Origin of the sequence: Vibrio rotiferianus CAIM 577 = LMG 21460 (genome assembly GCF_002741985.1) — a bacterium.
In the GTDB taxonomy this organism is placed as follows: Bacteria; Pseudomonadota; Gammaproteobacteria; order Enterobacterales; family Vibrionaceae; genus Vibrio; species Vibrio rotiferianus.
Window position 1 is genome coordinate 52932 of sequence record NZ_APHW01000110.1, and the last position, 10634, is coordinate 63565.

Below are 10634 nucleotides of genomic sequence, written 5' to 3' on the forward strand. Positions count from 1 at the left end.
CCCACAATTTCTTTCAATTTTGCTCAGGGTATACCTGCTCAGAATGTAAGCAAACACAAAGGCTGTGGGCTCATTTGATCTTATCGATACAGTTAACTTATCGGCTCAGGAGAATAGTTGCAAACACTTTTTTATATAAAATGCAATTCATGAAAGAGCGTTAACTTTAAAACACGGCGTAAATTATTACTTACACACTCTCATCAGATTGTTCCTACTTTTTAATCAAGTACAAAAAAGCGTCTACAATGTAAGAAATATCAGAAGTTTGTCGCGGTTTATAGGAAAAAAGATGTATCAGGATATAAGATTATGTAGCGCAATGTTAAATGGCGTAAATATTAAACTAATATCCTATGACCAATAATCGCTCTGATTTGTCAGGAAAGTAAGAGTTAATATGCAATCAATACAAGGAAATACTATGAATAAAGTAGCAATTGCAATAGCAGCAGTGGTAGCAAGTGGTGGTGCCTTTATCGGCTCAGTTAACGCTGAACCGTATATTGGCGGCAAGATTGGACTTGGTACCTTAGATGACTCATGTTATGCAAGCAGCCCATGTGACGAAGAATCGTTCGCTGCAGGTTTACACATCGGGTACAGCTTTAATGATTATATTGATGCTGAATTTGGCGCTGATTACCTAGGCAACTTTGATAGTAATTTTAAAGTGCCTGCGGGATACAGCGGAGTGATAGATGACGACCTTTGGGCTCTTACCCTAGCTCCTAAGTTTAACTTGCCTCTCAATGACTCTTGGCAACTATTCGCTAAAGTAGGTGCTGCATACATGATGTATGACAATGGTAAAGACTTCGTACCAACTGGCTCATTAGGTGTTGAGTACACATTGAACTATAACTTCAGCTTAAGGGCTGAATATCAACGATATCAAGATATGTCTGACGATATCATCGATGATATGGATGCAAACTTCTTCGGTATAGGGTTCAACTACAAATTCGGAGCAGCTCCTATCGCAGCTCCTATTATCGTAGAGGAAGTGGTAGAAGAAACTGTTGTCGAAGAAGCTGTTATGATGACAAAGATGCACAAAGAAGAGTACGGTACAGGTACGTTTGAATTCGACAGTGCTAAGCTAACCGATTCAGTATCTGAGCGTCTAGACAACTTCGTAAACTTCTTGAATGAGTACCCTCAAGCTCAAGTTGAAATCACTGGTTACACAGATAGCTCTGGTTCAGCTGTTTACAACCAAGAACTGTCTGAACGTCGTGCTCAATCTGTTGCTGATTACCTAATCGCAGCAGGTATTGACGCAGACCGCTTTACAGTGAAAGGTTTGGGCGAAGAAAACCCTGTTGCCGACAACAGCACACATGAAGGTCGAGAGAAGAACCGTCGTGTTGAAGTACTCGTTCCTGAGTTCCAATATGAAGAACTTGTACAACCAGAATAAGAGTTTGTGCTCTAATTCCTAGTCAAAGGGGTGCTTCAGCATCCCTTTTTGTTTACCTCCTATTTGTATTTACCACTCGAACCTCCCGAACTAGCACATGGCTTAACACAATATAGTTGTTCGCTCTCACACACTCTTGCTTCAAGCTCTTCTTCGTAAACAGCAATGCATAACCTGATACTCCCATAGCCAACCAGAGAACACTTCAAAGGTTACCAATAGCTAGCGAATAAGCTTAGGTAAGCAGTTTCAAAACGGTGTGGATTCCATAAAGTATGGCAATCAATGTGGGATACAAATAAAAACCGCGCCTCTTAAGCACGGTTTAATGGCGTTGACAAAGCGCATTTATTGCGCAAAGAACAAGCTAATATAGTGATCAGCTAACAAGGCTACAAACAGAGCGAGTAAGTGATAAATGGAGAATTTAAAGGTTTCCATTGCGCTGTTTTGCTCTGGGGAAAACTTCAGCTTCCAAGCATGATACATAAAACCTGCATTGAGAAGCAGCGAAGAGAAAAGATAAACCGAACCAACCATACCCACCAACACAGGAAGAATACAAACAAGTGTGAGTAGTATCGTGTAAAGAAGAATCGAAGTTTTGGTGTATTCAATGCCATGAGTCACGGGGAGCATCGGAATATCCACTTTGCGATAATCTTCAACTCGATGAATCGCGAGCGCCCAAAAATGTGGTGGTGTCCAAATAAAGATAATCATCACCAGTAACCAAGCATGGGCGTGCAGTTCTCCAGTTACCGCCGTCCAACCAAGTAGTGGTGGCATTGCACCTGCAATTCCCGCAATCACGATGTTTTGTGGCGTTGCGCGCTTTAGGTACATGGTATAAACCACCGCATAGCCTAGCAAACTTAAGAAAGTCATCCATGCTGTTAGTGGATTAACCAAGGCATAAAGCAACACAAAACCAATCACACCCAAAGCAGTAGCAAAAATCGCGACAGACATAGGATTGGTATCACCCGAAGGCAATGGTCGTTTGTGCGTTCGAGCCATACGCGCATCAATACGGCGATCGATGAGATGATTAAACGCTGCCGCCGACCCCGCCATCAAACCAATGCCAATGAGACCTATCGCAGCTTGTAGCCATGGGAAGTCAACAACCGGAGCCAAGCTCATACCAACGACAGCTGTGATAAGCATTAGGGCGACCACTTTAGGCTTTGTCAGTTTTAAATAGGTTGAACCAATCTTTTTCTTACCACTTGCTAGAGGTAACGCGATTTCTTTACTCATAGCGAACTCCTTTCGCTTGATGACTCCAATGAGCCTTACCTTGCCATAGATAGAACTGACTAACGCAGATAAGTGTAAGCATGATGGCTGCACCGAGATTGTGCGCAACCGCAACATAGATAGGCAGTTGGAACACAACATTACTGACACCCAGTAAAATCTGGCAAGTCAAAGCACAGCCAATCCAGATACCGAGACGTTGAGAATGATGTGAATCTTGTTTTAGTAGTAGAATGCAATATGCCAACACAACGAACGCAGTAACAATCGCACCAATGCGGTGACTGACATGGATCGTCATTCGAGCTGGATAATCTAATACACCAAATTCATAGTTATCAACCCCTGCCTGCCAGAACGAAAACGCCTCTTTCCAAGATAAGTAACTGGTCCAGTTCCCCTCACAAATCGGTAAAGCGGTGCACATAAGGGCGGCGTAGTTAGATGATGTCCAACCACCAAGCAGTACCTGCAATAACACCACGCCAAAAGCGATAAATGAGAAGATTCTCACGCTCTTCGAAGAGGGAGAGAAATAGAGGCTACGCTGAGATTGTAATTGACAATAGAATACCGCTTGAAGTGCCAGTAGCGTAAAACCACCCAGTAGATGCAGCATCACAATCACTGGCATCAACTTTAACGTCACAGTCCACATTCCCAATACCGCTTGCCCAAGGACAAGAATGCACAGCAAAACCGGAATCGTCGGATCGACTCGCTCGGATCTCACCGCCATGATTGCCATCATCAGAATGACTATGCCTAAAGTTCCAGCGAAGTAACGATGAATCATCTCTAACCATGCTTTCTCTTGCTCCACTGCGCGCTCCGGAAACAACGCATTTGCCTTCGTGACTTCGGCTTCGGTTTGAGGAACGAATAACTGACCGTAGCAACCCGGCCAATCTGGACACCCCAAACCTGCATCAGCCAGTCGCGTATATGCGCCTAACATGATGACCACAAGAGTAAGACACAGGCTGAACCTAACCAAACCACTTAACGTCATATTGCCCCCTCCCTAGCCTACGCGTGACAACTTCAATAGTTTTCGTAAGTCCGCCAATACGTCCTTACTTAACCGTACCAAATCCTCATTGGCTTCAGGCGTATAGGACATCACAAGCTGCCCGAGCGGATCGACGATCAACATCTGACCTGCTTTCACTCTCGATGAAAGCGCGTCATTCATTTGCATCACCACAATGCTCTGGTCAACGTCATTTGCCTCTTCCGAGGTCCATATAACAGGCACAACACGCTCCTGATATTTACCTAATGCAATATGGCTTTGCTGCATCAAGTGTATTTGTTGCTGACATTTTTTTTGGCAATCTGGGGGCAATACATACGCTAATTGCCAACCTTTTTCGTCTAACGGCGATGGCTGACCTAATTGTTCGAGCGTGATATATGGCTCAACCAATTCACCTCGATTGGTTACTCCCGTTTCGTACCAACCTTGACTCAATACAACCTTGGCAATAATGGCGGGGAGGGCAAATAGACAAATCAGAGACACCAATACAATTCGTCCTTTCGTGACTGCATTTGTCATTTCTCACCTCCTTGTGAGCGTGGTTGTCGAATCCAACGAATAAAAATCAGGATTGTGATAAGCAAAAATACGCCAGCCATAGCGAACCATTGAAAAGCATAACCAAAGTGCTTTGCACTGGTTAAAGGTAAAGGGTTCCAAGGAAATGAATACGGCCATCGCGTTAGATTGTCGGGTTGAATGACCGTTGGCATTAACTCAACGTTAAGTAGTTGGCTAAGTTGATTGATGTTGAGGTTTTGCACTCTGATCGTATCGTCCATTTCAGCCATTAGGTCTGAACTTAGCGGATTAGTTGATTTACGATACAAACGCCCGGTGATGCCATATGGCGCTGTCAGATGTTCAACCTTCGGTAACACGGCTCTGGAGCGTTCTCCCTTCACAAACCCAAGTTCAAGCAACGTCAGAGTCGCAGGATCATGAGACATCGACACGATTTGAAACGCAAGGTAACCCACTTCGCTCTGATACGTCTGGTTATCTAATAAAATGATTGGGAGTGGTTCAGGTGTCACATTCGCTTTTACTTTAACCCCTATAACACTCTCTTCTCGCCAATCGTTCATTTCCAATACTTCAGATATGTCCTGATAAGAGGTATTTGCCCTTGCTAAAATCGCTTGCTCCAAAAACTGCTTTTCATTGCCACGTTCCAATTGCCAATAGCCCAGTTTGACCAATAGAGAAAACACAGCCACAGTTAAAAAGACAGCAACCCAAACCCATTTCGATAGTATCGACGACGAAACCGGAGGTGCCATGTCCACCGTATTTCTGTTCAAATTAACGCTTGTCCTTTTGCTGCTTTTCATCATCTTTAACCTCGCAAAAGCGCTTATCGAAATGGTTCGCGAAGACCCTGAAGATTCATCGAAAAAAGGTAAACCAATGAGCCATTACCTCGGTCGTCGTGTCATGTTTTCTGCGTTAGTCGTGATACTCCTTCTGATTGCTCTAGGGGCTGGATGGATAGCCCCTAACCCTCGCCCTTACTAGCTTTACAGCATATAAACGAAAACAAACAAGCATAGCCAAACCACATCAACGAAGTGCCAATACCAACTACCCGCTTGGAATGCAAAATGGTCTTTCGGCGAGAAATGGTCTTTGGCGATGCGGAACAGCAATACAATGAGAAAAATGGTGCCGAGACAAACGTGCAATCCATGAAAGCCCGTCAGCATAAAGAAGGTGTTTCCGTAAATACCGGATTGCAGCGTTAGTCCAATGTCTTGATAAGCGTGCGCATACTCAACGGCTTGGTAATAAAGGAAGAAGCCCGCCAAGACGATAGTGATTTCCAACCAAACAATCAGTGCGGTTCGTTTGTCTTGTTCTAAGCTGATGTGCGCCATATGTAAGGCAATCGAAGACAATAACAGCAATATAGTGTTGGTTAATGGAATCCCTTGCCATGGCATAGCTTGCGTTGTTTCCCCACCTGGCGTCGTGGTGAGTGGCCATATCGCCTCAAAACTTGGCCACAACACTTCATGGGTCATGAAGTTGTTGTCGGCACCGCCTAACCAAGGTACCGAAATCATTCTTGCGTAAAACAGAGCACCAAAGAACGCGCCAAAGAACATCACTTCTGAAAAGATGAACCAACTCATTCCTTGTCTAAATGAACGCGTGATTTGCGCACTGTATTTTCCGGTAAGGGACTCCGTGATAACGTTACTGAACCACCCTGCTAGCATGTAAAGCAGAAACAGCATACCAACCGCGAGAATAATGCCGCCAAGTGTGCCAACCGCTCCATCACTTTGGGTACCTTGAACCGTCATCCCAGCACCGACCGCAACAAGGAATAACGCAAATGCCCCAACAATAGGCCAGCTGCTCTGTGCAGGAACATAATAGGTCTCAGGCTTGTTACTCATAAGTTCTCTCCTTACAGACGCTCACCCGCCTGTTGCTCACTCCTTGAGAGGCTAACTACCGACGACTCGCCCGACTGAGGAGGAAATTTGTAGAGTGTGTAAGACAAGGTCAATGTATGAATTGAATCCGGCACATCCGGTTCAATGTAGAAAATCAAAGGCATACTCGCTTGTTGCTTACCTTCCAATGGTTGTTGATTGAAGCAAAAACACTCGATTTTATTGAAGTAAGCCGCACCAGTACCCGGCGATACGGATGGTACAGCTTGCCCTACCAAGTCTTCACCACTTTGATTAAATGCAAGATATTCAGTTTGAATCACTTCGCCCGGGTGAACATCCATGGATACAACCTTGGGTTTGAATTCCCAAGGCATATCTGGGCTTACGTGAGCCATAAACTCCACACGAATGGTTCTGGTGATATCCGCTTGCATGCCCGTTGGTTGAATCGCTGCCACATCACTGGTTTTACCGTTAATGCCAAGCGCATCGCACATGATGTCGTAGAGTGGCACAAGAGCAAAACCGAAGCCGAACATCAGCGCAGTCGCTAACAGCAACTTGATAGTGAGTTTCTTATTGGATGAATTACTTTGCATCTCACTCACCTCACGCTTTCTTAATCAACTTTTGGCGGTGTTGTGAACGTATGATGAGGAGCAGGACTTGGCACCGTCCATTCTAAACCTTCTGCACGTTCCCACGGTTTGGCTGTTGCTTTTTCACCACCACGAATACATTTGATCACCAACCACAGGAAGATAAGTTGAGACAAGCCAAAGGCGAAACCACCTATCGATACGATTTGGTTAATGTCCGCAAACTGGATGGCGTAATCAGGAATACGTCTTGGCATCCCCGCTAAACCCAAGAAGTGCATTGGGAAGAACAAGACGTTGACCGAGATGATGGAGCACCAGAAATGCCACAGACTGAGCTTTTGGTCGTACATATTGCCCGTCCACTTCGGTAGCCAGTAATACGCCGCTGCCATAATCGAGAACACCGCACCGGATACCAAGACATAATGGAAGTGAGCGACAACAAAGTACGTGTCGTGGTATTGGAAGTCTGCTGGCACAATGGCCAACATCAAGCCGGAGAAACCACCTATCGTGAATAAGACAATAAAGGCGATAGCAAATAACATCGGCGTCTCAAACGTCATGGCTCCGCGCCACATGGTCGCCACCCAGTTAAACACTTTCACCCCAGTTGGCACCGCAATCAACATGGTGCAGTACATAAAGAAGAGTTCCGCGAATACTGGCATCCCCGTGGTAAACATATGGTGTGCCCAGACTAGGAATGAAAGCAACGCAATACTACAAGTCGCGTAAACCATCGAATGGTAACCAAACAGTTTTTTACCACTGAAAGCCGGAATGATTGCCGAAATAATCCCAAACGACGGCAAGATCATGATGTACACCTCAGGGTGACCAAAGAACCAGAAGATGTGTTGGAACATCACTGGGTCACCGCCACCCGCAGCATCAAAGAAGCTAGTGCCAAAGTACTTGTCGGTTAAAACCATGGTCACCGCACCAGCTAATACCGGCATCACCGCAATCAGTAAGAACGCAGTAATCAGCCAAGTCCAGACAAACATAGGTAGCTTGAACCAAGTCATGCCCGGTGCACGCATATTTACAATCGTCACGATGACGTTGATTGCCCCCATGATGGAACTGATACCCATGATGTGTACTGAGAATACAAACAATGCCGTGCTGTCAGGGCCATAAGTTGTAGAGAGTGGCGCGTAGAAAGTCCAACCGAAATCAGGACCACCACCCGGTAAGAACAAAGAGCCGATCAAAATGAGGAACGCAAAAGGTAAGATCCAAAAACTCAAGTTGTTCATTCGTGGTAACGCCATATCCGGCGCGCCAATCATCATTGGAATCATCCAGTTGGCTAAGCCAGTAAACGCAGGCATGACGGCACCAAATACCATTACAAGCCCATGCACGGTAGTCATCTGGTTAAAGAACTGAGGATCAACCAATTGCAAACCCGGTTGGAATAGCTCAGCGCGAATGATCATCGCCATTGCTCCGCCTGTAAGGAACATGGCAAAGCTAAACCACAAGTAAAGCGTACCGATGTCTTTATGGCTGGTGGAGTAGAGCCAACGCGTTAGTCCTTTCGGCGCGTGATGATGGTCGTGATCGTCTTCAATCGCAATGGTGGTATTTGCGGTCGTTTGCGCTTCTGCAGGTGCAGACTTCACCGCTTTGTCAGTTGGCTTACTCATATTTCCTCCTTGGCACTTTCTTGTGCCTTAAAGGCGTTAACATCGGATGCTTGAACAGTATCGCCGGTATCATTCCCCCAAGCGTTGCGTTGGTAAGTAATAACAGCGGCAATCTCTTGATCGCTGAGTTGGTTAGCAAAGGCTTGCATCGCAGTGCCAGCGCGACCATTTACCAATACGTCAATGTGTGCAACAACTGGACCTTTGGCGATCTCGCTACCTTTAATTGCTGGGAATGCGCCCGGAATACCTTCACCATTCGCTTGATGACACACGGCACAACGCGCGGTGTAAATCGACTCGCCTTGTCCCATCAAATCTTCCATCGAGAGGTCTAGCGTCAACGCTTCTTGTGCGGCCGCTTTTTGTAAAGCGAGTTCTTGTTTCTTATCTGCCATCCACTGGTCAAAATCGTCTTCTGCCATTGCATGAACAACAACGGGCATAAACCCATGTGCTCGACCACAAAGCTCGGCACACTGACCGCGATACACACCCGGCTCATCAATCTTGGTCCACGCTTCATTGATAAACCCTGGGATGGTGTCTTTCTTAACCGCGAAGTCAGGCACCCACCATGAATGAATCACGTCATCTGAGGTCATTAAGAAGCGAACTTTACGATTGATAGGCAGAACGAGCGGGTTATCCACTTCAAGTAAGTAGTGCGCCCCTTTTGCTTCAATGCCCTCAATTTCTTTCTGGCTCGTTGCGAGTAAACTGAAGAATTCGACATCCTCACCAAAATAGCTGTAATGCCACTTCCATTGAGAACCAGTAATTTTAACGGTGAGGTCAGATTGGCTTGTGTCCTCCATTGCCACCAACGTTTTCGTGGCAGGAATCGCCATGGCAATGAGTATAATGACGGGGATGACAGTCCAGATAATCTCCACTTTGGTGCTTTCGTGGAAATTAGCCGCAACTGCCCCTTTTGACTTGCGGTGTCGGAAGATGGAATAGAACATCACACCAAATACAATAAAGGCAATGGCGCAGCATATATAGAAGATCAGCATATGTAATTCATACACTTGCTCACTGATCCCCGTAACACCCCGCGTCATGTTGTAATCATTTTGCTCTGACCAACTTGACGAAGAAAATGTGATAAAAATCACATTCGTTAATAAGACTAGAGTAGTTGCTAATCTTTTCAAAAGATCTCTCCTCTGCTCAGCCGCTGCGCTTACGCGAGCTTCCTTGCTTCCCGATGCAAATATCGAACAAATTTACGAAAAATCACAAAAACTACGATTTCAGCACTCTTTGTTATATTTATGTTAAAAGGCTAGTTATAGTTCAATAGTTCTTCAAGAAATTAACTATGAATAAATTCTGTACAGGCTGAAAAAATAAATTCGGTTTATCGATTGCTCTCTTTGAAATGTAATTGATAACCATTTACATTATTAAATAGAAAACATTGAGACACTTTCTAGATAAAAGTGTCTAAACAAGTAGGCTCCCCCTGCTAAGGAAAGACGAATATGACAGCACAAATTACCCAATGGCTAGCACGAGACCCTGACCCTAAAACTCGCGAAGAGCTTCAGCAGCTCGTCGATGCTAACAACGAACTGGAACTGACAGACCGATTCGGATCACGCCTAGCTTTTGGTACTGCAGGCCTACGTGGCAAAGTGGGCGCGGGCCCAAATCGCATGAACCGCTTAGTGATTCAAGAAACCGCGACAGGTCTCGGCCACTACCTGATTGAACAAGTGAAAGATGCATCGTCTCGTGGTGTTGTTATCGGCTATGATGGGCGTCCGGATTCTAAACAGTTCGCACACGATACAGCTTCCGTACTGACTGCTTTGGGCATCAAGGTCTACCTGACCTATAAAGTAGCGGCGACGCCGATTGTTGCTTTTGGTGTCCGTGAACTGAATGCAGCAGCTGCTGTCGTCGTTACCGCAAGCCATAACCCGCCTGAGTACAATGGCTTTAAAGTCTACTGGGAAAATGGCGCACAGATTATTCCACCGCACGATTCTGGTATTGCTGCAAAAATTGATGATGCAACAACTAAACCGCTTCCTCTGATGTCTCTAGATGATGCAAAGCAAAAAGGATTGTTGGTTTGGCTTGAAGACGAGTACTACCAAACGTACCGCAAAGCAATGAATGACAATGCACTGCTTACGCCAGATAACAACACAGATATCTCGATCGTTTACACGGCAATGCACGGTGTCGGTGCGGACATGGCAGAAACGTTACTTGCAGATGCTG

At 45.5% G+C, this 10634-nt stretch carries 11 protein-coding genes; 3 read left to right on the forward strand and 8 right to left on the reverse strand.

The window, feature by feature from the left end; genetic code table 11:
• The first annotated feature begins 424 nt into the window (after nucleotides 1-424).
• Nucleotides 425-1423, forward strand: coding sequence for an OmpA family protein (locus tag B853_RS24595; RefSeq protein ID WP_038882936.1), 999 nt, complete (start codon nucleotides 425-427; stop codon nucleotides 1421-1423).
• Between the two features lie 348 nt (nucleotides 1424-1771).
• Here B853_RS24595 and cyoE read toward each other — a convergent pair whose 3' ends face one another.
• From cyoE to B853_RS24615, 4 genes are read right to left on the reverse strand one after another with little or no spacing between them, the layout of a single operon-like run.
• Nucleotides 1772-2686, reverse strand: coding sequence for a heme o synthase (gene cyoE, locus B853_RS24600; RefSeq protein WP_038882935.1), 915 nt, complete (start codon nucleotides 2684-2686; stop codon nucleotides 1772-1774).
• A complete protein-coding gene (locus tag B853_RS24605; protein ID WP_038882934.1) occupies nucleotides 2679-3698 on the reverse strand; it encodes a COX15/CtaA family protein in 1020 nt (339 codons plus the stop codon). The genes cyoE and B853_RS24605 overlap by 8 nt, the downstream gene beginning before the upstream one ends.
• Before the next feature lie 12 nt (nucleotides 3699-3710).
• The gene (locus B853_RS24610) at nucleotides 3711-4247 is read right to left on the reverse strand and encodes a hypothetical protein (protein WP_038882933.1); all 537 of its coding nucleotides are present in this window, start codon (nucleotides 4245-4247) and stop codon (nucleotides 3711-3713) included.
• Entirely contained in the window at nucleotides 4244-5011 is a 768-nt protein-coding gene (locus tag B853_RS24615; protein WP_038882932.1) for an SURF1 family protein, read from the reverse strand. Before B853_RS24615 ends, B853_RS24610 begins: the two co-directional genes overlap by 4 nt.
• On the opposite strand from B853_RS24615, the gene B853_RS24620 reads away from it, so the two are divergent.
• Nucleotides 5010-5246: a DUF2909 family protein gene (locus B853_RS24620; protein ID WP_005425979.1), complete on the forward strand. Its 237-nt coding sequence runs from the start codon at nucleotides 5010-5012 to the stop codon at nucleotides 5244-5246. The genes B853_RS24615 and B853_RS24620 overlap by 2 nt on opposite strands.
• A 2-nt stretch (nucleotides 5247-5248) precedes the next feature.
• Here B853_RS24620 and B853_RS24625 read toward each other — a convergent pair whose 3' ends face one another.
• From B853_RS24625 to coxB, 4 genes are read right to left on the reverse strand one after another with little or no spacing between them, the layout of a single operon-like run.
• Entirely contained in the window at nucleotides 5249-6133 is an 885-nt protein-coding gene (locus B853_RS24625) for a cytochrome c oxidase subunit 3 (RefSeq protein WP_038882931.1), read from the reverse strand.
• An 11-nt stretch (nucleotides 6134-6144) separates the two neighbouring features.
• Complete coding sequence (locus tag B853_RS24630; RefSeq protein ID WP_005535543.1) at nucleotides 6145-6735, reverse strand: cytochrome c oxidase assembly protein; 591 nt, start codon at nucleotides 6733-6735, stop codon at nucleotides 6145-6147.
• A gap of 20 nt (nucleotides 6736-6755) precedes the next feature.
• Nucleotides 6756-8396 (reverse strand): cytochrome c oxidase subunit I, encoded by a 1641-nt coding sequence (gene ctaD / locus B853_RS24635; protein WP_038882930.1) that lies wholly within the window; start codon nucleotides 8394-8396, stop codon nucleotides 6756-6758.
• Nucleotides 8393-9556 (reverse strand): cytochrome c oxidase subunit II, encoded by a 1164-nt coding sequence (gene coxB, locus B853_RS24640; protein WP_050568917.1) that lies wholly within the window; start codon nucleotides 9554-9556, stop codon nucleotides 8393-8395. The genes ctaD and coxB overlap by 4 nt, the downstream gene beginning before the upstream one ends.
• 330 nt (nucleotides 9557-9886) lie before the next feature.
• On the opposite strand from coxB, the gene B853_RS24645 reads away from it, so the two are divergent.
• Nucleotides 9887-10634 (forward strand): phosphohexomutase domain-containing protein (locus B853_RS24645; protein WP_487247909.1); only part of this gene is annotated, 748 nt, incomplete at its 3' end.

What these genes read in the sequence shown, in the direction of transcription:
- B853_RS24595 (WP_038882936.1), top strand. Translation starts at nt 425, where the DNA reads ATGAATAAAGTAGCAATTGCAATAGCAGCAGTGGTAGCAAGTGGTGGT.
- ctaD (WP_038882930.1), bottom strand. Translation starts at nt 8,396, where the DNA reads ATGAGTAAGCCAACTGACAAAGCGGTGAAGTCTGCACCTGCAGAAGCG.
- B853_RS24625 (WP_038882931.1), bottom strand. Translation starts at nt 6,133, where the DNA reads ATGAGTAACAAGCCTGAGACCTATTATGTTCCTGCACAGAGCAGCTGG.
- B853_RS24630 (WP_005535543.1), bottom strand. Translation starts at nt 6,735, where the DNA reads ATGCAAAGTAATTCATCCAATAAGAAACTCACTATCAAGTTGCTGTTA.
- B853_RS24605 (WP_038882934.1), bottom strand. Translation starts at nt 3,698, where the DNA reads ATGACGTTAAGTGGTTTGGTTAGGTTCAGCCTGTGTCTTACTCTTGTG.
- cyoE (WP_038882935.1), bottom strand. Translation starts at nt 2,686, where the DNA reads ATGAGTAAAGAAATCGCGTTACCTCTAGCAAGTGGTAAGAAAAAGATT.
- B853_RS24620 (WP_005425979.1), top strand. Translation starts at nt 5,010, where the DNA reads ATGTCCACCGTATTTCTGTTCAAATTAACGCTTGTCCTTTTGCTGCTT.
- B853_RS24615 (WP_038882932.1), bottom strand. Translation starts at nt 5,011, where the DNA reads ATGGCACCTCCGGTTTCGTCGTCGATACTATCGAAATGGGTTTGGGTT.
- B853_RS24610 (WP_038882933.1), bottom strand. Translation starts at nt 4,247, where the DNA reads ATGACAAATGCAGTCACGAAAGGACGAATTGTATTGGTGTCTCTGATT.